The 20,151-nt window shown below is 69.8% G+C and carries 17 protein-coding genes and 2 pseudogenes; 11 read left to right on the top strand and 8 right to left on the bottom strand.

Features of this window, described 5'->3' with window-relative positions:
* The first annotated feature begins 20 nt into the window (after positions 1-20).
* The 7 genes from AB0H54_RS22435 (at position 21) to AB0H54_RS22405 (ending at position 6,727) form a co-directional block, all read left to right on the top strand.
* Positions 21-1,484, top strand: a complete 1,464-nt coding sequence (locus AB0H54_RS22435; protein WP_357347572.1) for an aldehyde dehydrogenase family protein — start codon at positions 21-23, stop codon at positions 1,482-1,484.
* Between the two features lie 48 nt (positions 1,485-1,532).
* The gene (locus AB0H54_RS22430; RefSeq protein ID WP_357347458.1) at positions 1,533-2,381 is read left to right on the top strand and encodes a mycofactocin-coupled SDR family oxidoreductase; all 849 of its coding nucleotides are present in this window, start codon (positions 1,533-1,535) and stop codon (positions 2,379-2,381) included.
* A 3-nt stretch (positions 2,382-2,384) separates the two neighbouring features.
* On the top strand, positions 2,385-2,576 hold the full coding sequence (locus AB0H54_RS22425; protein ID WP_355278275.1) for a rubredoxin: 192 nt from the start codon (positions 2,385-2,387) through the stop codon (positions 2,574-2,576).
* Positions 2,573-3,844, top strand: coding sequence for an FAD-dependent oxidoreductase (locus AB0H54_RS22420; RefSeq protein WP_357347456.1), 1,272 nt, complete (start codon positions 2,573-2,575; stop codon positions 3,842-3,844). The genes AB0H54_RS22425 and AB0H54_RS22420 overlap by 4 nt, the downstream gene beginning before the upstream one ends.
* A gap of 82 nt (positions 3,845-3,926) precedes the next feature.
* Positions 3,927-5,108 (top strand): thiolase family protein, encoded by a 1,182-nt coding sequence (locus AB0H54_RS22415; RefSeq protein ID WP_357347454.1) that lies wholly within the window; start codon positions 3,927-3,929, stop codon positions 5,106-5,108.
* Positions 5,109-5,144: 36 nt separating this feature from the next.
* Positions 5,145-5,906 (top strand): crotonase/enoyl-CoA hydratase family protein, encoded by a 762-nt coding sequence (locus AB0H54_RS22410; RefSeq protein ID WP_357347452.1) that lies wholly within the window; start codon positions 5,145-5,147, stop codon positions 5,904-5,906.
* A gap of 50 nt (positions 5,907-5,956) precedes the next feature.
* On the top strand, positions 5,957-6,727 hold the full coding sequence (locus AB0H54_RS22405; RefSeq protein ID WP_357347449.1) for an SDR family NAD(P)-dependent oxidoreductase: 771 nt from the start codon (positions 5,957-5,959) through the stop codon (positions 6,725-6,727).
* Positions 6,728-6,796: 69 nt separating this feature from the next.
* Here the strand turns inward: AB0H54_RS22405 and AB0H54_RS22400 are convergent, their stop codons facing one another.
* Positions 6,797-8,479 carry an FAD-dependent oxidoreductase gene (locus tag AB0H54_RS22400; RefSeq protein WP_357347447.1) on the bottom strand — a complete coding sequence of 561 codons (1,683 nt, stop codon included), beginning with the start codon at positions 8,477-8,479 and terminating at the stop codon, positions 6,797-6,799.
* A gap of 199 nt (positions 8,480-8,678) precedes the next feature.
* Here AB0H54_RS22400 and AB0H54_RS22395 point away from each other — a divergent pair.
* Both AB0H54_RS22395 and AB0H54_RS22390 read left to right on the top strand, forming a co-directional pair.
* A pseudogene (locus AB0H54_RS22395) lies at positions 8,679-9,523 on the top strand (NAD(P)-dependent oxidoreductase).
* Positions 9,524-9,567: 44 nt separating this feature from the next.
* A complete protein-coding gene (locus AB0H54_RS22390; RefSeq protein ID WP_357347446.1) occupies positions 9,568-10,368 on the top strand; it encodes an enoyl-CoA hydratase-related protein in 801 nt (266 codons plus the stop codon).
* Between the two features lie 11 nt (positions 10,369-10,379).
* On the opposite strand, the gene AB0H54_RS22385 is transcribed toward AB0H54_RS22390, so the two are convergent.
* Positions 10,380-11,237 carry a TetR/AcrR family transcriptional regulator C-terminal domain-containing protein gene (locus AB0H54_RS22385; protein WP_357347444.1) on the bottom strand — a complete coding sequence of 286 codons (858 nt, stop codon included), beginning with the start codon at positions 11,235-11,237 and terminating at the stop codon, positions 10,380-10,382.
* A 216-nt stretch (positions 11,238-11,453) separates the two neighbouring features.
* On the opposite strand from AB0H54_RS22385, the gene AB0H54_RS22380 reads away from it, so the two are divergent.
* Positions 11,454-12,308 carry a CoA ester lyase gene (locus AB0H54_RS22380; protein WP_357347442.1) on the top strand — a complete coding sequence of 285 codons (855 nt, stop codon included), beginning with the start codon at positions 11,454-11,456 and terminating at the stop codon, positions 12,306-12,308.
* 26 nt (positions 12,309-12,334) lie between these two features.
* On the opposite strand, the gene AB0H54_RS22375 is transcribed toward AB0H54_RS22380, so the two are convergent.
* The 6 genes and pseudogenes from AB0H54_RS22375 to AB0H54_RS22350 form a co-directional block, all read right to left on the bottom strand.
* Positions 12,335-13,555: a CoA transferase gene (locus AB0H54_RS22375; protein ID WP_357347440.1), complete on the bottom strand. Its 1,221-nt coding sequence runs from the start codon at positions 13,553-13,555 to the stop codon at positions 12,335-12,337.
* Positions 13,552-15,102 (bottom strand): class I adenylate-forming enzyme family protein, encoded by a 1,551-nt coding sequence (locus tag AB0H54_RS22370; protein WP_357347570.1) that lies wholly within the window; start codon positions 15,100-15,102, stop codon positions 13,552-13,554. Before AB0H54_RS22370 ends, AB0H54_RS22375 begins: the two co-directional genes overlap by 4 nt.
* Before the next feature lie 162 nt (positions 15,103-15,264).
* A pseudogene (locus AB0H54_RS22365) lies at positions 15,265-16,287 on the bottom strand (AMP-binding protein); the annotation flags it as partial.
* A gap of 14 nt (positions 16,288-16,301) precedes the next feature.
* Entirely contained in the window at positions 16,302-17,018 is a 717-nt protein-coding gene (locus AB0H54_RS22360; RefSeq protein ID WP_355278249.1) for a TetR/AcrR family transcriptional regulator C-terminal domain-containing protein, read from the bottom strand.
* On the bottom strand, positions 17,015-17,815 hold the full coding sequence (locus AB0H54_RS22355; RefSeq protein WP_357347438.1) for an enoyl-CoA hydratase-related protein: 801 nt from the start codon (positions 17,813-17,815) through the stop codon (positions 17,015-17,017). The genes AB0H54_RS22360 and AB0H54_RS22355 overlap by 4 nt, the downstream gene beginning before the upstream one ends.
* A complete protein-coding gene (locus tag AB0H54_RS22350) occupies positions 17,812-19,065 on the bottom strand; it encodes a CaiB/BaiF CoA-transferase family protein (RefSeq protein ID WP_357347436.1) in 1,254 nt (417 codons plus the stop codon). Before AB0H54_RS22350 ends, AB0H54_RS22355 begins: the two co-directional genes overlap by 4 nt.
* A gap of 154 nt (positions 19,066-19,219) precedes the next feature.
* Between AB0H54_RS22350 and AB0H54_RS22345 the strand changes: the two genes are divergently transcribed.
* Positions 19,220-20,131, top strand: a complete 912-nt coding sequence (locus AB0H54_RS22345) for a TIGR03619 family F420-dependent LLM class oxidoreductase (RefSeq protein WP_357347434.1) — start codon at positions 19,220-19,222, stop codon at positions 20,129-20,131.
* The last annotated feature ends 20 nt before the right edge of the window (positions 20,132-20,151 follow it).

The raw sequence follows: 20,151 nt of genomic DNA, 5'->3' as shown, positions 1-20,151 counted from the left end.
CCGCGCAGGCCGAGTCGCGCATGCTCATCGACGGTGAGCTGACCGGCGCGCGGTCGGGCGCGACGTTCGACAACCGCAGCCCGGCCACCGGCTCGGTGCTCGGCGTCACCGCCGCCGCGGGGGAGGCGGACATGACCCGGGCGATCGCCGCCGCGCGGCGGGCGTTCGATCACAGTTCCTGGCCGGTCGACCGGGCGCTGCGCCGCCGCTGCCTCGAACAGCTGCAGAGCGCGCTGGAAGCCGAGAAGGAACTGCTGCGCACCGAGCTGGTCGCCGAGGTCGGCTGCCCGGTCATGACGACCCACAACGCCCAGCTGGACTGGCCACTGGCCGAGGCGCTGCGCTATCCGGCCGGGCTCATCGACGAATTCGCCTGGGAGCGGGTGCTCGCGGGCGGCGGCCTCTTCGGTGACCGGAACAAGCGCACCGTGGTGCAGGAACCGGTCGGTGTCGTCGCGGCCATCTGCCCGTCGAACTTCCCCGTCGAAGTCGTGCTCAACAAGCTCGGCCCCGCCCTGGCAGCGGGTAATACCGTTGTCCTGAAACCGGATCCGCACACACCGTGGAACGCCACCCGGCTCGGCAGGCTGATCGCCGAGCACACCGACTTCCCGCCGGGTGTGGTGAACATCGTGACCACGCCGTCGAACGAGGTGGCCGGACTGCTGTCCACCGATCCGCGCGTCGATCTGGTCTCGTTCACCGGGTCGACCGAGGTGGGGCGCCTGCTCCTGCGCCAGGGCGCGGCGACGATGAAGCGGACGTTCCTCGAGCTGGGCGGGAAGTCGGCGCTGATCGTGCTCGACGACGCGAAGCCGGAGCTGGCCCTGCGCAGCGCCGTCGGGGTCTGCGTGCACGCGGGTCAGGCCTGCGCGGCGACGAGCCGGATGTTGGTGCACCGCTCGATGTACGACGACATGGTCGAGGCCGTCGCGACGGCCTTCGCCGCGGTCCCCGTCGGCGACCCGGCACTGCCGGAAACCCTCGTCGGTCCGCTGATCAGTGCCGCACAGCAGGATCGGGTCCGCGCCGCGTGCACGCGGGCGGTGCGCGACGGCGCCCGCCTGGTCACCGGTGGCGAGGTACCCACCGATCTGCCCGGACACCTGGCCGACGGGCACTTCTTCTCCCCGACGGTCTTCGCGACCGAGGATCCCGGTCTGGCGATCGCGCAGGAGGAAGTGTTCGGGCCGGTACTCGTCGTCATCCCGTTCTCCGACGACGACGAGGCGGTCCGCATCGCCGACAGCACCGCGTTCGGCCTGGCCGGCGCCGTGCTCTCGCGCAGCGACGAACGCGCGATGGCGATCGCGCGGCGTCTGCGCACCGGCGCGGTCGGCGTCAACGGCGGCATGTTCTACGGCGCTGACGCGCCGTTCGGCGGCTACAAGAACAGCGGAGTCGGCCGCCAATGCGGCATCGAGGGCTTCCAGCAGTACCTCGAGACCAAGACCATCGGCTCCCGGCTCCCGCGACAGCACTGAGCCCGCGAGCACCCCGACCACCGTAGAAGTACTGAAAGGTTGCCATCAGTGGGAAGTTTGGACGACAAGGTCGCCGTCATCTCGGGCGCGGCCCGCGGACAGGGACGCTCGCACGCGGTCAACCTGGCCGCCGCGGGCGCCGACATCATCGCCCTCGACATCTGCGCGGACCTCGAGGGGAACACCTACCCCCTGGCCCGCCCCGAGGACCTCGAGGAGACCGCCCGGCTGGTCGAGAAGGAGGGCAGGCGCTGCCACCCGGCGATCGTCGACGTGCGTGACCGCACCGCGGTCTGGGCAGCGGTCGCCGCCGGCGCGGAAGCACTGGGCCGCCTCGACATCGTGGTCGCCAACGCGGGCATCGCGCCGCTGGGCAGCGGGCAGAGCATGCGATCGTGGTCGGACACCATCGACACCGATCTGGTCGGGGTGTTCAACGTGGTGCAGGCCAGTCTGCCGCACCTGGGCGCGGGCGCCTCGATCATCGCGACCGGTTCGCTGGCCGCGCAGCTGGGCAGCTCCACCAAGCAGGGGCCGGGCGGTTCGGCCTACAGCTTCGCCAAGCAGGTCGTCGCGCACTACGTCAACGATCTGTCGATCCAGCTGGCCAAACAATCGATCCGGGTCAACGCGGTCCACCCGACCAACGTGGACACCGACATGCTGCACAACGACGGCATGTACAAGATCTTCCGCCCCGACAAGGACGCCCCGACCCGCGCCGACGCGGAGCAGGCGTTCCCGGCCATGCAGGCCATGCCCGTGCCCTACATCCAGCCGCAGGACGTCTCGAACATGGTCGTGTTCCTGGCTTCCGACGCCGCCCGATTCGTAACGGGCAGCCAGATCCGCGTGGACGCAGGCGGATTCGTCAAGGCCGTGCCCTGGGGGAAGTGAACCATGACCGAAACGACCACGGCCAGCAAGCTCTTCCGCTGCGTCATCTGCGGCTGGGAGTACGACGAGGAACTGGGCTGGCCCGACGACGGTATCGCTCCCGGCACCCGCTGGGACGACATCCCCGACGACTGGACCTGCCCGGACTGCGGTGCGGAGAAATCCGACTTCGAGATGATCGAGGTCGCGCGGTGACGGTTCCGCGCCGCGGGCGGATCGTGATCGTCGGCTCCGGCATCGCCGGCGTCAGCGCCGCCAGAACCTTGCGCAAGGAGGGGTTCGCGGGGTCGATCGTGCTGACCGGTGCCGAACGGGCGCAGCCCTACCGGCGGCCGATGGTGTCCAAGGAACTGCTGGCCGGCGCGGCCTCCGCGGAGCGGGCCCGGCTCGAACAGCCGGCCTTCTGGGCGGATATGAGCATCGAGCTGCGCACTGCCACGATCGCCACCCACCTCGATACCGTTGCCGCCCGTGTCGAATTCGGGGACGGATCCGAGCTGGCGTACGACGGTGTGGTGCTGGCGACCGGAGGTCGCGCGAAACGGCTGGACCACCTCGTCCCCGAGGCGTATACGGTGCGGCAGCTGGCCGACCTCGACGCGCTGCGACCGGTGCTCGGCGCGGCCGGAAAGGTCGGCGAGACCCTGTCGGTGCTGGTCATCGGCGGCGGGTTGATCGGTATGGAGGTGGCCGCCGCCGTGCGCGGCAGCGGGGCCGAGGTCACCGTGCTCGAGGCCGCCGACCGGGTGCTCGAGCGGGTGCTGCCCGGCGCGATCTCGGCGAGTTACGAACGCCTGCACCGTGATCGCGGGGTCGGCGTGCACACCGGAGTGCGGCTGGTCGCGGCGGAGACCAGGGACGCGGTGACCACGGTGTCCGCCGAGGACGGCCGGTCCTGGCGCGGCGATGTCGTAATCGTCGCGGTGGGGATGACACCGGAGACCGGCCTGGCCCAGGCCGCCGGGCTCACGGTCGCCGACGGCGTGGTCGTCGACGAGTACTGCGCGGCCTCGGCGCCCGCGATGTTCGCCGCCGGCGACGTCGCCCGGTTCCCCAACGCGATCCTGGGCGGGACCGAACGGGTCGAGCACTGGAACCATGCCCAGGCACACGGCAGTGCCGCGGCACGCAGCGTGCTCGGTCACGGATCGCCCTACCGCGAGGTCCCGTGGTGCTGGACCAGCCAGTTCGGCCGCACCCTGCAGATCGCCGGATGGCCCACTCGCGGTGACGAACTCGTCGTCCACGGCGACCTCGACGGCGGCTCCTTCCTCGCGCTGTCCCTGGCGCAGGACCGGTTGATCGGCGCTCTCGGAGTCGGCAGGCCCAAAGACGTCCGCGCCGCACAGGACCTGATCGGGGACGGTGCCCCGCTTCCGCGCGACCTGCTCGGCGCCGACGACCTCGATCTGGTGGCGGCAGCGGCGACGCTCCGGTCCACCGGCGCACCGGCGGCGTCGTGACGCCCCGCAACCCCACCGCTGTCACCGAACAGACCGACGCCGCACCGCCCGGTGCGGCCCAGAGAGACGAAGGTTGAGAGATATGGCCAAACCGGTCATCGTCAGCGCGGTACGGACCGCGATCGGGCGGTCCTTCAAGGGCGCGCTCGTCAATGTGGCATCGGAGACCCTCGCCACCGAGATCCTCACCGAGGCGGTCCGCCGCTCCGGTATCGACCCCGCCGAGGTGGACGATGTCATCCTCGCCGAATTGAACTACGGCGGCGGCGATCTCGCCCGGCACGCCGCGGTGGCCGCCGGAATGACCGGCGTCCCCGGCCAGGCCGTGAACCGGCACTGCGCGGGCAGCCTGACCTCGATCGCCAACGCAGCCGCGCACATCAGCGCGGGCGTGGAACGCGTCATCGTCGCCGGTGGCGTGCAGTCGCTGTCCACGGCCCCGCTGATGAAGTGGCGGGTGCCCGGCGTCGGCCCCGATCTCGAGTTCCGCGAGCCCTGGATCCCGCCATCGCATCCGGAGACCCCCGACGCCCCGGCGACCGACATGTCGATCACGGTCGGCTGGAACACCGCCAAGAAGGTCGGCATCAGCCGCCAGGAGATGGACGAATGGGCGCTGCGCTCCCACCAGCGCGCGATCGCCGCGATCGATGAGGGCCGGTTCGCCGAGGAGATCCTGCCGTTGAAGGTGGCCCAGGCCGACGGCTCGGTGCTCGACTTCGCGGTCGACGAACATCCCCGCCGCGACACCACCCTCGAGCGGCTGGCCTCGCTGCCGGTGCTGCACCCCGGGATCGAGGGATTCTCCATCACCGCGGGCAACAGCAGCGGCATCAACGACGCCGCCGCCGCGGTCACCGTCACCGCCGACGACTACGCCGCAGGTGCCGGTCTCGAGGTGCTGGCTACGGTCCGGACCTGGGCCAATGTCGCGGTGACACCGGCGGACAACGGGCTCGCCGCGGTCGAGGTGGTCGGCAAGGTGCTCGATCGCGCCGGGCTGAGCGTCGCCGATGTGGCGCTGTGGGAGATCAACGAGGCCTTCGCTTCGGTCCCGATCGCCGCCTGCCGCAAGCACGGCATCGACGAGTCGAAGGTGAACTTCTCCGGCAGCGGGTGCAGCCTCGGCCACCCGATCTCGGCCTCCGGCGCTCGCCAGGTGGCGACGCTGATCTACGAGCTGCGCCGTCGCGGCGGTGGGATCGGTGTCAGCGCCATGTGCGCCGGTGGCGGCATGGGCGGCGCCCTGGTGATCGAAGTCTGAGTACCCGGCAATCAGCGAAAGAACTAGGAGGTGCCTGTGTCGGATGAGGTACAGGTCGAACGACGCGGCCGGACACTGGTCGTCACGATCAACCGGCCGCAGTCACGCAATGCGGTGAATCTCGCGGTCAGCCATGGGCTGGCCGACGCCATGGACGAACTCGACGGCGACGCCGAACTGTCGGTCGCGGTACTGACCGGCAGTGGCGGAAATTTCAGTGCCGGAATGGATCTGAAGGCCTTCGCGGCGGGGGAGTACCCGTACGTGGCCGGTCGAGGTCTCGGCTTCACCGAGAAGCCGCCACGTAAGCCGATCATCGCCGCGGTCGAGGGGTACGCCCTGGCCGGCGGCACCGAACTGGTGCTGGCGACCGATCTGGTCGTGGCTTCGCGTACCGCGCAGTTCGGTGTCCCCGAGGTCAAGCGCGGCCTGGTCGCCGGTGGCGGCGCACTGCTGCGGCTGCCCCGGCGGATCCCCTACCAGAAGGCGCTGGAACTGTCCCTGACCGGCGACACCTTCACCGCAGCGGACGCCGCGTCGTGGGGTCTGGTCAACGAGCTGGCCGAGCCGGGCGAAGCCCTGGACCGGGCACTGGCCCTGGCCGAGCGGATCACCGCCAACGGGCCGGTCGCCGTCGCGGTGACCAAGCAGGTCATCGTCGAGGCGGCCGCGTGGCACCCCGACGAGATGTGGCAGAAGCAGATGGCGCTCATCGGGCCGGTCTTCGCCACCGCGGACGCGCAGGAAGGCGCGAAAGCCTTCGCCGAGAAGCGAACCCCCCAGTGGACGGGCAAGTGAGGCCGCACGGCCGTCTTGTCCGCCGTCGAACCGAGAAGTGAGGAGAAACAGTGTCGTTCGAAGGTGAAGTGGTGTTGGTGACCGGCGGTGCCGGTGGCCTCGGGGCCGCGACGGTGCGCAAGGTGCACGCCGAGGGTGCGGCCGTGGTGATCGCCGACCTGAATGACGAGAAGGGCAATGCGCTGGCGACCGAGCTGGGCAACAAGGCCGTCTACGTGCGAACCGACGTGCTCGACGAGGACTCGGTGGAGCACGCGATCGCCGCGGCCGCCGAGCTGGGCACGCTGCGCTACGCGGTGATCGCCCACGGTGGCTTCGGCGTGCTGGAGAAGGTGGTCAACCGGGACGGATCCCCGCACACCCTGAAGGGTTTCACCGACACGATCGCGCTCTACCTGACGGGCACCTACAACGTGCTGCGGCTCGCGGCGGCCGCGATGGCCAAGCTCGAGGCCAAGGCCAACGGTGAACGCGGTTCCGTGGTGATGACCAGCTCGATCGCCGGCTACGAGGGCCAGATCGGCCAGTCCGCCTACGCGGCGGCCAAGGGCGGCGTGATCGGCCTGACGCTGGTCGCCGCTCGCGATCTGAGTGCGGTGGGGATCCGGGTCAACAGCATCGCTCCGGGCACCATGCACACCCCGATCATGGACTTCCTCGGTGCGGAGAAGCTCGCGCAGTTCGCCGCGTCCGTGCCGTTCCCGAAGCGGCTGGGCGCACCGGTGGAATACGCGTTGCTGGCCCAGCACCTGCTCGAGAACCCGTACATCAACGGGGAAGTGGTGCGGATCGACGGCGGTCAGCGCTTCCAGCCGAAGTGAGTCGTGCCGTCACCACGGCCGCCCGAAACCGCCACCGCCGCTCCGCGATCCGGAGCGGCGGTGGCGCTTTCAGGACTGCTGCGGTGCGCAGGCCGCGGCGAGCAGGGCGGCCCGGGTGGCCAGTTTGACGCGCGGCCTGCCTGCGGCGGCGCCCGCGGCCAGTTCGGCACGATCGATGGCCGCCCAGCCGTCCCGGCCGACGCGGTCGGGCTGCCTGCGGTCGAGCAACTCGGTGAGTGCGGCCCGGTCACCGCTGGGGGACGCCAGGCGCCCCGCGGCGAAGTCTGACAGGATGGCCTCGACCGTCTCCTGCGCGTCGACTCGGTTGGTCCCGATGACGCCCTGCGGACCTCGTTTGATCCAGCCGGTCACATAGACCCGGTCCACCGGTGCGCCGTCCGATCCGACGACCCGGCCGTGCTCGTTGGGGATCACCCCGCGCGCGGGATCGAAGGGCAGTCCGGGTTGCGCAGTGCCCCGATAGCCGACCGCGCGTAGTACCAGTCCGGCCGTGAGGGTTTCGGTGCGGTCGGTGGGCTCGGCACGGAGGCGGCCGTCCCGCGCGGTGAGTTCGTTGTGGACCAGCTCGACGGACTCGACCTTGCCGTCACCGGTCAGCGCGGTCGGCGAGGCGAGATAGCGGAAGACGATGCGGCGGTGTCCCGGTGTGCCCGCCGACGTCGAATACTGCTGTGCCACCGAGTACTTCAGTCGCAGTGATGGTTCGGCCGCGGGATCGTCGAGCAGGGCGCGGCTCCCTGGGTCCAGGTCGAGGTCGGTCGACTCGACGACGACGTCGACACCATCGAGATGGCCCAGCGCGAGGAACTCCGGACCGGTGTAGGCCGCCTGGAGCGGACCGCGCCGCCCGATCAGGACGACCTCGGTGACACGGCTCGCCCGCAGAGCCGTGAGTGCGTGCTCGGCGATATCGGTCCGGCCCTCGAGCAGATCCGGTGGCATCGTCAGGACCCGGGCCACATCCAGGGCGACATTGCCGTTGCCGATGATCACCGCGCGCGGGCCCGACAGGTCGAACACCCGGTCGGCATAGTCGGGGTGACCGTTGTACCAGGCGACGAACTCCGTGGCGGAGTGCGAGCCGGGCAGGTCCTCGCCCGGGATATCCAGGGCGCGGTCACCGGAAGCGCCGACCGCGTACAGCACCGCGTGGTGGTCGGCGAGTAATTCGTCGTGCGAGATATGCACGCCCACTTCGACATTCAAGTGGAGTCCGACGGCCTCGCGGTCGAGGACCGGCTCGAACCGGGTGGTCATCGCCTTGGTGCTCCGATGATCCGGCGCGACTCCGGAACGGAGCAGGCCCCACGGGGTGGGGAGGCGGTCGAAGATCTCGATCTCGGCGGCGCTGCGCCGCAGCAGTTCCTCGGCGGCGTAGCAGGCCGCGGGGCCGGCGCCGACGATGGCCACCCGCAGCGGGCCGAGGTTCTTCGGCAACCGCAGGGGTGCGACGGGGTCGGCCGCCGGCAGTAGCGGATGCCGCCGGAAGTACGCGGCGTTGATGTCGGCGAATCCGGTCAGCACGTCGGGCAGGTCGTCCTCGGCGAAGACGGCGTCCACCGGGCACGCGTCGACGCATGCGCCGCAATCGATGCAGGTGTCGGGATCGATGTAGAGCATCTCGGCGGACGCGAACCCGGGTTCGTCCGGACGGGGCCGGATGCAGTCGACGGGGCAGTCGGCGACGCAACTGGCATCGTTGCAGCAGCGCTGGGTGATGACGTAGGCCATGGTGTTCCGCTCCTCGGGGGCAGGGTGGTGGTGAGCCGTCGTCGACGGGCGAGCGCGCGGGCCGGAATCGGCCAGATTATACTGTCAGTATTACAGTAAGTGACATTGGACGTGAGCTCCAGAGATATGTACTGTAATGACAACAGTATGATCACCCGCCGGCCTTGCCGCCGGGTCGAGCGGATCGGAGATCGGTCGAATGCCCGACGGTGACAGAGCCCTCGCGGGGCGAACGATGATCATGTCCGGCGGCAGCCGCGGCATCGGACTCGAGATCGCCCGGCGGGCGGCCGCGGACGGCGCCAACATCACCCTGATCGCCAAACCGATCAGCCGCACCCGAGTTTGCCCGGCACCATCCACACCGCCGCCGAGGAGCTCGAGCTGGCGGGCGGCTCCGTGCTGAAGGTGATCGGCGATGTCCGCCGGGACGAGGTCGTCGCGGCGGCGGTCGAACAGACCGCCGAGCGGTTCGGCGGGATCGACATCGTGGTCAACAACGCGTCCGCGATCGACCTCTCGCGCACCGAAGACCTGTCGATGAAGGCCTACGACCTGATGCAGGACATCAACTGTCGCGGCAGTTTCCTGCTCGCCAAGACGGCGCTGCCGTACCTTCGGAAATCGGCTGAGGCGGGCCGTAATCCGCACATCCTGACGATGTCGCCACCGCTGAACCTCGAACCACGCTGGGCCGGAGCTCATCTCGGCTACACCATCGCCAAGTACGGCATGTCGCTGGTCACCCTGGGGCTCGCCGAGGAACTGCGCGGCAGCGGCATCAAGGTCGACTCCCTGTGGCCGCGCACGACGATCGCGACCGCGGCGATCCGCAACCGGCCCGGTGGTGCGCAGCGCGTGGCCACCTCGCGGATCCCGCAGATCTGCGCCGACGCCGCCTATCTGGTGTTCACCTCGCCGGGCGAGGTTTCGGGCCGGTTCCTCGTCGACGAGGATGTGCTGGCTGCGCACGGCGTCACCGACTTCGGCCGATACCGGGCGGTGCCAGGATTGGCTCCGCTCGACACCGACCTGTTTCTGTAAACGCGCACCGGGTGACGCCGGCAGAACGGAAGGACTCGATCCCCGTGACCGACATTCTGCGCCGTGAGCGCAACGACCGCGTTGTGACGCTCACGCTCAATCGGCCCAGCCGCAAGAACGCGATCACCCTCGAACTGTGGGACGCGCTGCGCGGTGCGCTGGACGCGATCGCCCACGAACCCGGCGTGGGTGCCGTCGTCGTCACCGGGGCGGGCGGTGCCTTCTGCTCGGGAGCGGACGTCGTCGACAGCGATCCCTATGCCGCGCCGTTCCGGAAGCTGCGGGCGATCGCCGATGTCGCCCAATACCTCCACGATCTGCCGGTGCCCACCGTCGCGAAGGTGCGCGGCGTCGCGGTCGGTGCAGGCTGGAACCTGGCCCTGGGCTGCGACCTGGTCGTCGCGACACCGGACGCGACCTTCTCCCAGGTGTTCACCCGGCGTGGGCTCTCGATCGACTGCGGTGGCTCGTGGCTGTTGCCGAAGCTCGTCGGCGTCCAGCAGGCCAAGCGGCTCGCGCTGCTCGCGGAGACGATCGACGCGGCCGAAGCGCGCGAACTCGGCCTGCTCACCTGGATCAAGCCCGAGGCGGAGATCGACGAGTTCGTCGACGGGATCGCGCAGCGGCTCGCCGCGGGCCCGCCGATCGCGATCTCGCAGACCAAGGCGTTGCTCAACGAGGGTGTGGACCGATCCCTGCGTGAGGCCCTGGCCGGCGAGTCGCGCGCGCAGGCGGTCAATTTCGCCGTCGAGGATCTGCCCGAGGCCTACGCGGCGTTCGCGCAGAAACGGGAGACGGCGTTCACCGGCCGATGGAATGTCCGTCGGCTCGACGAGCTGGCGTAGCGGTCGGGCTGCTACTCGGAGCTCGCCGCCGCGCGGGTACGGCGAGGGGTGGCCGTCTTCCGGGCCGTCGTGGTCTTCTTCGCCGCGGTGGCCTTCGCGGCGGGTTGCGCGGCCGCCTTCTTTGCCGGGGCCTTCTTCGCTGCGGCTTTCTTGGCCGCGGCCTTCTTCGGGGGCGCGCCGATCAGGCGGACCGCTCGTTCGAGAATGCAGTCGAGCCCGTATTCGAAGTTGTGATCGTCGGGAGCACCGCTGTGGTGGCCCCTGGCGCTCGCTTCGGCCAGCAGCGGGGTGGTTTCCGGTGCGATCTGCAGGTGTTCGTAGTACGCACCCGGTTCGTCGCCGGATTCCTTGTTCTTGTCGTAGAGCCGCTGCAGTACCACCGAGCCGCGCGTGTGCAGCTGGACCGCGGAATAGGTGTCCACCGCGTCATCGACCGACATCCCCGCGTCGACCAGGCTGGCGACGACCTTCTCGGTCATCACGGCGCCGACCTGTGCCGCACGAGGACTCAGCGCGCCACGGATGAGGATCAGATCGCACAGGATCGGGTTGCTCAGGAACGTCTTGCGCATGGTGCGCGCGTGGTTGCGCAGGGTGTCCTGCCAGTCGTCGGTCTCGATGAACGGCGCGGCATTCTCGTACTGCTGCAACGCTCGGTCGGTCATCGCGTTGAGGAGTTCGTCCTTCTTGCGGAAGTACCAGTAGATGCTGGTGACGCCGACGCCGAGGTGCTTGCCGAGCAGCGGCATGCTCAGGTTGTCCAGCGAGATCTCCTCGGCGAGCTCGAAAGCGCGGTCGAGGATGTCCTCGGGGTTCAGGGAACCCCGCTCGCGCCGGGGGCGCCTGTCCGTGGTTGCTCGTTTCGTCATCTGTGGCCACCTTCGTGGAGTCTTTGGTGTGGGGGCTATATCGGTGCGCGGCCTTTGTTATTTACCACAGTAACCATTACCGATGGAGTTTCCGCTGCCCGGCACGCGGGCGCGTGGCCCGCGGAGGTGATCGCCAGAAACAAATACAGTAACATTCACGGGATGATATTCAGTGGAGCGCCCGGCGCAGGTGCCGACCTCGGACGGAGATCGTGGTTGTTCGCTCCCGCCGACAGCGAGCGGAAGACGACGAAAGCCGCGGCGAGCGCGGCCGACATCGTGATCCTCGATCTCGAGGACGCGGTGGCCCAGGATCGCAAAGCCCACGCTCGCGCGGTGTGCGCGGAATTCCTGGCCGACTGCCCCGTCGCGGAGCGGCGGCGGCTGTGGGTCCGGGTGAACCCGTTCGACAGCCCGCACACCCTGACGGACCTGGCGGCGGTGCTGCCCGGCCGGCCCGGCGGCATCATGCTGCCCAAAGCTCGTGGCGGCCAGGACCTGCGGACACTGGACAACTATCTCTCCGCTCTGGAAGTGGCGGGTGGAACACCGGCCGGACACACCGCGGTCATCGCGCTGGCCCCGGAGACCGCCGAATCGGTGCACACCATGGGGACCTATCGAGATGCGCCCCGGTTGGCCGCAGTCACCTGGGGTGTCGCCGATCTCGCGGCCGAGATCGGTGCGGCGGCGGTGAGCGGCGCCGACGGACGGTTCGGTCCGGTCCTCGAGACGGCGCGCAGCCTGTGCCTGTTCGGCGCCGCTGCCGCCGGCGCGGTCGCCGTCGACACCATCCACGCCGACTACCGCGACTCCGCCGGGCTGCGGGCGCGCTGCCTCCGTGCCAGGCAGGACGGTTTCGGGGGCATGCTGGCCATCCATCCGGACCAGGTCGAGATCATCAACGACGCGTTCGCGCCGACCGAGGCCGAACTGGCCGCCGCCCAGGAGATCGTGGATCTGTTCGCCGCCGACCCCGCGGCCGGGGCGATCGGCCATCGCGGTGCCCTGCTCGACCGGCCGCACCTCGCCCGGGCCCAGGCGCTGCTCTCGCGGCGACGCCCGAGCTGACCGGGTCGTCCGCTCGGGCGCGCGGATCAGATATCGGCCGCTGCCTTCCGCGATTCCGTGATGGACGGGGTGGAGAGCCCGATCAGGTCGCGCAGGACCGCGGTGGTGTGCTGACCCAGCGCCGGAGCGATCCGGGCGGGCAGGTGCGTCCCGTTGATCGAGACCGGTGCGCCGGGCGCGAGATAGGTGCCGATGCCGGGCTGATCCAGGGGCGAGAACAGGGGATTGGCGGTGACTTTCGGGTCGGCGGCGACTTCGCCGAAGGTCCGGTAGCGCTCCCACATCAGGGATGTCCCCGCCAGTCCCGCGGCGATCTGCGCGCCGGTGTGGGCCCGGAACCAGGGTGTGAAGAGACCGGTCAATACCTCGCGATGGCGATAGCGATCCCCTTCGTCGGCGAAGTTCGCCGCCAGCGCGTCGGCGAGCGCGTCGACGACCTGGCCGGTTTCGGTGAGCTCGGTGAGATCCCGGAAGTGCCGGGCGGTCAGTGCCACCACCATGAAGGTCGCGCCGTCGGCTCCGGTGAAATGCCCGCCGAACTGGCCGTAGACGGCATTGCCGAGCCGGGGACGGGTGCGCTCGCACACCATGGCCTCGGTGAGGAACCCGAGGTTGCCCGCGGTGGCCAGCGCGACGTCCTCCAGTGGCAGCGAGATCCGGCTGCCCTCCCCGGTGGCGTCGCGGTGCCGGACCGCGGCCGTGATCGCGAGCGCCGCGTACAGGCCGCAGAGCAGGTCCCAGACGGGCACCACGTGATTGACCGGTTCGGCGTGGTCGGCCGGTCCGGTGACGAGGGGGAAGCCGGTGGCCGCGTTCACGGTGTAGTCGACGGCGGTCGACCCGTCCGCGCGGCCGAGGATTTCGAGATGGATCAGATCGGGCCGCAGGGCGGACAGCGCGGCATGGCTGTGCCAGTCGCGGCCGGACACATTGGTCAGCAGGATTCCGCCCGCGGGGCCACCGGCCGTGATCAGCCGGCTGATCAGCTGCTGTCCCTCCGGCGATCGGAGATCTGCGGTGACCGAGTGTTTGCCCTTGTTCAGGCCCGTCCAGTAGATGCTGGCGCCGTCATCGGTCAACGGCCACCGGTGGACATCGGCGGCACCGCCGAGCGGGTCGACCCGGATGACCTCGGCGCCGAGCTGACTCAGGGTCATCCCGGCCAGCGGTGCGGCCACGAAGCTGGAGATCTCGACGACCCGGACCCCGGCCAAGGGCTGTGTCGCGGACTGCTGATCCTCGCTCACCGACCAGCTCCTTCCGGCTGGGGGGACTGCAGCAGGGTGCGCAGACCACGGATGTCGACCTTGCCGGTCGCGCCGCGCGGTATCCGCTCGGGCGAATCCGTCAGCACCCACACCGTGGGTATCTTGAAGGCGCTCAACGACTCCCGGACCTGGGCGCGCAGTCCGTCCGGCGTGGCCGAGCTGTCGCAGACCACGAGCGCGCCCACGCGTGCGCCCTGTTCGCCCGCGACATCGGTCACGCACGCATCGATGACGCCGTCGAGACCGCGCAGAGCGCGCTCGACCTCGCTGGGATACACCGTCGCACCGCTGACCTTGAACATGTCGTCGGCACGGCCGTGATAGTAGAGGAAGCCCCGGTCGTCGACACGGCCGAGGTCACCGGTGCGGTAGAAGCCGTCCGGTGTCATGAACTCGGTGCGCTCGCGCAGGCACATCCCGCGCAGCAGGTGAGGTCCGCGCAGTTCGATGACACCCACGTCGCCGGTGGGCACCGCGGATCCGGTGTCCTGGTCGGTGATCCGTAGCTGTGTCCCGGCGAACGGCCGCCCGCAGCTGCCCCAGGCCGACGCGGGCATGTCGGTATGCGCGGGATACCCGCTGTACGGGCCGAACGATTCGGTCATGCCGAACAGGTTGGCGCGTGCACCGGGTCTGGGCCGTAGCTCGGCGGGCAGCAACGCGTCCAGGCTGCCCGGCCGCAGTGTCGTGACGGCGACACCGTCGGTCTCGGCTACCCGGGCAAGGGCCTCGGCCTGCTCGGGCCAGCCCCGGAACAGCGTCACCCGTTCCCTGCGCAACAGCTCGAGGGTAGCCGGCGGGTGGGGGACGGCTTCGGTGACGAGCGTGGCACCGGCGAGCAGGGTCGAGAGCACGCCGCCGCCGAGGCCACCGACCCAGAAGAACGGCATCGGCAGGTAGAGGCGGGTGCTCGCGTCGATGGCGCGGGCGGACAAGCCGGCCCGGACAGCCCCGAAAGCACTGCCGTGGGAGTGCAGGACTCCCTTGGGCATGCCCCGGCTTCCCGACGTGAACAAGATGGCGAAGGTGTCGGCAGCCGACACGGATTCGGCCAGGGCTGTGGAGATTCGGACCGCCCGGCTGGTCGGCTTCGCGGTCAGGAGCCGATCCGCGGTCCAGATCTGCCTGAGCGCCGGGAGGGACGAATCGGGTGCGACCGCGCCGTCCTGGTGAGCCGGTGGGAGATCGTCGAGATAGTTCCGGCCGCGGAACTCCGGCACCGTCACCACGATCTGGACCGCGGCGACGCGCAGCTGGGCACGCAACTCCGGCGGACGCAGCAGCGTGCTCAACGGGACCAGGGTCGCACCGATCCTGGTGAGCGCCACAGCGATCCGGACCCAGTCGATGCCGTTGGGCAGCAGCAGCCCCACCCTGGTTCCCTTGCCGACACCGGAATCGACGAGCACGGCGGCGAGTTCCCTTGTCGCTGAGTCGAGCTCGCCGTAGGTGAGCCGGTCACCGGGTTCGATCACCGCCGGTACATCGCCGAACCTCTCGGCCCGATCGCGGACGAGCCGGTCCATAGTCGTGGCCGGATGCTCACCCGGGTGCGTCCGCGGCGACGGCTCGATGCCGCGACCCACCGGGTGGATCACGCCGTCGTCGTCGCGATGGACGAGTTCGCCCGTGTGGAACCACTGGTCGGGATCGAAGCACTCCTCACGGCTTCGCCGATGGTAGTTCTGCATGACGAACGGTCCGCGGAAACAGAACTCGCCGACCGTTCCCGGAGCGACCTCGGCACCGGTATCGGGGTCGAGCACCGCTGTATCGAAGCCCGGCATCGGCTTTCCGCCGGATCGGATTTCGTCCCCGGGCCACAGAACCGAACCGCCCGCTTCGATCGAGCCAAGCCCATCGGAGCGACCGGCGGCTACCTGCGTGGGAGCTGTGATGTCGTGGCGTTGCAGCGTCGCGCCGGCGAGTACGGCGGGCAGCAACCCGGGCAGGATCCCGGCGGGGGAGGGGAGCGGGTGATCGGTCCGCAGGACGGACTCAGTGGTCAGCCCGCTCGCCTGGTTGCGTACCCGATGACCACCGACCAACGAGCCGTGGGTATGCACGGCACCGGTGAGTGAGTCACCGGTCGAGGGCAGGTAGAGCAGGCACAGCGGATCCGCAGCATGGACATCGTCTTCGAGCGCGGCGAGCTGTTCGTCGTCGACGGCGTCGGCCCATCGGTGGACGTCCGGGGCGTACCGCGCCGGTGTCGTGCTGTCGGTAACCACGTGCCGTAACTGTGGTGCCGCCGTGCAATACCACCTCCCCTCGGCGTCGAATTCCGCGCCGCGCAGGGCCTCCGAGACCACCCTGGCCGCACTCGGCAGGTGATCTTCCCGCGCCCGCAGGAGGATCCGGACATCACTGTGGGCCAGCAGATTCCGGATCTCGACGGGGCCCGCGGAGGCGGGCAGCGGGACAGCGACGGCTCCGATGCGCGCGGCGGCGAGCAGCGCGACAACGAATTCCGCCCCGTCCGGGTACAGCAGCCCGATATGCATGCCCTTGCCGGCGCCGAGTCCGGCGAGACCGCGGGCGAGCAGCGCCGAACGATGCTCCGCGGCACCGAAGGTCAGCTGCTCGCTTCCCAGATCGAGCAGCGGCCGGTCTGGGAACGCGCGCGCGTGCGCGCGCAGCACTCCGCCCAGGGTTGTCGCATCTGCGCCGGGTGCTCGTCGTGTCGGCTCCACCTCGGTACCGCCTTCCATCCAGGTTCTCCTGTCTAAGGGCTGCTTCGCGTGGCGATGGCCTGCTGGGCGCGGTCGAGCACCGAGGCCAGACCCCATTCGAAGTTGTGGTCGTCGGGTGCGCCGGAGCGGCGCCCTTCCGCCATGGCCGCGGCGAGCAGCGGTGTCGTTTCGGGCTCGATCCGGATCACGTCGTAGTACGCGGCGGCCTCGCTGCCCAGCTCCTGGTTCTTGTCGTGCAGGCGCTGGAGCACCACCGATCCCTGGACGTGCAGGTTGACCGCCGAATAGACGGTGAACGCGTCGTCGAGCGACAACCCGGCGCTGACCAGGTTCGCCACGGTCCGCTCCACCTGTTCGGCGCCGAGTCGCGCCGCGTGCTGGCTCAGCGCCGAGCGGATCAGGACCAGGTCGCACAGGATCGGGTTGTCGAGGAAGGTGCGGCGCATGATCCGCGCGTGCCGGGCCAGCGAATCCCGCCAGTTGTGCGGCTCGACCGAGGGAAAGGGCACCGCGTACAGGTAGCGGCGCAGCGCGCGGTCGGTCATCGCGTTGAGCAGATCGTCCTTCTTGCGGAAGTACCAGTAGATGCTGGTCACCCCGACGTCGAGGTGTTTGCCCAGCAGCGGCATGCTCAGGCCGTCGACGGTGACCTGCTCGGCCAGTTCGAACGCGCCGTCGATGATGTCCTCCGGATTGAGGGAACCACGTTCGCGCCTGCGTCGCGGTGCGCTTCCCTGACGGCCGCTCACGCGGTGACTTCCGGGGCGCGGGTGTAGCGCGGTTCGCGCTTCTCCGCGTAGGCGGCGAAGGCCTCGAGCACGTCCGGTCCCGCGAGATTGGCGCTCGCCGCCGACGCTTCGGCGTCGAGGGCTTCCAGGAGGGTTCGACCGGTACCTGTGTTGAGCAGGTCCTTGGTCTGCCGGAGGGCCAACGGCGGACCGGCGGCGAGGCGCTGGGCCAGCTCGGTCGCGACGTCGTCGATCGTGTCGGCGGTGTGCAGCCAGGTGACCAAGCCCAGTTCGAGGGCTTGCGTTCCGTCGATCATCTCCGCCAGCAAGGCGAGGCGTTTGGCCTGCTGGAGGCCGACCAGTCGGGGCAGCAGCCAGGAGCCACCACAGTCCAGCGACAGCGCCCGGCGGGCGAAGATCTGGCAGAACCGCGTCTCCGGTGTCGCGATCACGAGATCGCAGGCCAGCGCGAGGTTCCAGCCCGCGCCGACGGCGACGCCGCGAACCTTGGCCAGGGTCGGCACCGGTAGTTCGTGCAGCAGGCGCACGGTGTCGTTGATGGTCGCGAGTTCCGCGCGGGGATCGGGGAATTCGTCCATGCCCTCGGCATCGGCGATATCGGCACCGGCACAGAATGTTTCGCCGGAGCCGGTGAGGACCACCGCGCGGACCGTGTCGTCTCCGGCGATGTCGCTCAGTGCTGCCCGCAGCGCGTGCCACAGCGGGAAGCTGATCGCGTTCTTGCGGTGCGGGCGGTTCAGTGTCAGAGTGCACACCCCGTCGGTCTGTTCGATGAGCAAGGTGGGTTCTGCGGTCACTGGATCGTCCTTTCGTCGTTGTTCCCGGCGGGCCCGAGCGCGCCCCGGCGGCGGAACTCCTCGATCTCGTCCGGCGTGAAACCTGCTCTTACCAGCACGGATTCGGTGTGCTCACCCAGTGCGGGTACCGCGCCCATCGGCGGCTCGAAGCCGGTGATGACCGGTGGTGGCAGCAGTGCGGTCACCGGACCCGCCGGGGTCGGGATGGCGCGCCAGCGTCGGCGTGCGGCCAGGTGCGGATGCGTGAGGACCTCGCCGGGCGTTCGGAACCGGGAATTGCCGATACCGGCCGCATCCGCCCGCTCCTGCACGGCGTCGGCCTCGTGGCGGCCGCACCAGCGGGCGATCTCCCGGTCGAGTTCGTCGCGCAGCCGCACCCGGTCGGCATTGGTGGCGTACCGAGGGTCGGCGGCGAGGTCCGGACGGTCGATCAGGTCGCGGGACAGGCGCTGCCATTCGCGGTCGTTGGTGGTGCCGAGGACGATCGTCGCGCCGTCGGCGGTGCGGTACGCGCCGTAGGGGGCGACCGCGGGCGAACTCATGCCCAACGGCTGCTGGTCGACCCCGGTGTGGCGGGTGTAGGTCAGGTGGTAGCCCATCAGCTCGGCCGCGGTGTCGAACAGGCTCACCGACGCGCTGGCGGGCACGGCGGATCGACCGGCGGGAGCACGTTTGGCGCAGAGGAGCGCCAGGATCGTCAGCGCGGCGTACAGGCCGGAACTCACATCGGCGATGGGTGGTCCGGGCTTCGCCGGCGCGTCCGCTGTGCCGGTGACCGCGCAGGTGCCCGACTCGGCCTGGATGAGCAGGTCGTAGGCCCGTTTGTGCGACAGTGGGCCGCCCGCGCCGTAGCCGTCGATCTCCATCACCACGAGTTCCGGGAACTCCGCCGTCAGCTGCTCGGCCGACAACCCGAGGGTGGCCGCCGCGCCTGGTGCGAGGTTGGACACGAAGACATCGGCGGTCCCGAGGATCCGCCGCAGGATCGCGCGGCCGTCGGGATCCTTGAGATCCAGCGCGACGGATTCCTTGCCCCGATTCGCCCAGACGAAGTGCGCGGCGAGGCCGTGGACGACATCGTCGTAGTGCCGGGCGAAGTCGCCTCCGGCCGGATTCTCGATCTTGATCACCCGGGCGCCGAAGTCGGCGAGGACGCGCGTGCACATCGGCGCCGACACCGCCTGCTCCAGCGCGACCACGGTGAGCCCGGACAGCGGTCCTTGCGGTCCTGCCTCGTCGGAAATCTGCACAGCTGACCTCGTTTGCGTCGATGGGCCGGTGACATCGGCCGCGAAGGTGTCTACTGTAATATATACAGTAGCAAGAACCGCACGGGCTACTGTCGTCTGGTGTCCGTGCGGCGTCACGGCGTCGCGAGGATCGGTGGGGCAGAGGTTGTCAGTGATGAAATATGTTCTGGAGTACCCCGGTGAGCGTCCCGGCGCCGCGGAAGAATTTCTGCATCCCGCGGTGATTCGCGAACTCACGGTCGCGGCCGAGGAGTGCGGATTCGCCGCGGTGGCGCTGAGCGAGCACCCCGCGCCGTCGCTGAAATGGCGGCACAGCGGTGGGCACAACACGCTGGACCCGATCGCGGCGCTGAGCTACATCGCCGGCGTGACCTCGCGGATCCGGCTGCTCACCAACCTGTACGTGCTCCCTTTCCGCAACCCGTATCTCGCGGCCAAGGCGCTGGGAAGCCTGGACATCGTCTCCGGCGGCCGGCTGATCGCCGGTGTCGGAGCCGGATACCTGCGCGCGGAGTTCGCCGCGCTCGGCATCGATCACACCCGGCGGGGGCGCCTGCTCGACGAGTCGCTCGAGGCGATGTGCCGGATCTGGTCCGACCCCGGATCTCCGGTCGCCGGAGAAGGTTTCGGCGCGCCGGGACCGGTGTGGCTCCAGCGCCCGGTCCAGCGGCCCCATCCGCCGCTGTGGATCGGGGGCAACGGGGTCGCCGCCCGGCGCAGGGTCCTCCGGCACGGTGCCGGGTGGATGCCCATCATCGCGGATCGAGGGATGGCCGCGGCGATGCGCACGACCGCGATCGAGAATGCCGAGGAGTTCAGCGAGGGCGTCGACGGTTTGCGTCGCGAACTGGCCGCCGCCGGCCGTGATCCGGACTCCGTCGACATCCAGATCGTCTGCCCGGTGATCGATTTCGCCGACGGCTCCTCGGTGCGGACCGCGATAGATGTCCTGGAGGACCTCGGGAAGCGCGGCGCCACCTGGGCCGTCGTGCATGCCGACAGCACGAGTCCCGATGCCGCGGCCCGGTCGATCCGGGCGTTCGCGGACTCGGTGATCGCGCGGTAGACGCGCCATGGAAATCGTCA

Origin of the sequence: Nocardia sp. NPDC050718 (genome assembly GCF_040654235.1) — a bacterium.
GTDB lineage: Bacteria > Actinomycetota > Actinomycetes > Mycobacteriales > Mycobacteriaceae > Nocardia.
The sequence above is the reverse complement of the archived record's forward strand: the minus strand, read 5'-3'. Positions and strand labels throughout refer to the sequence as shown.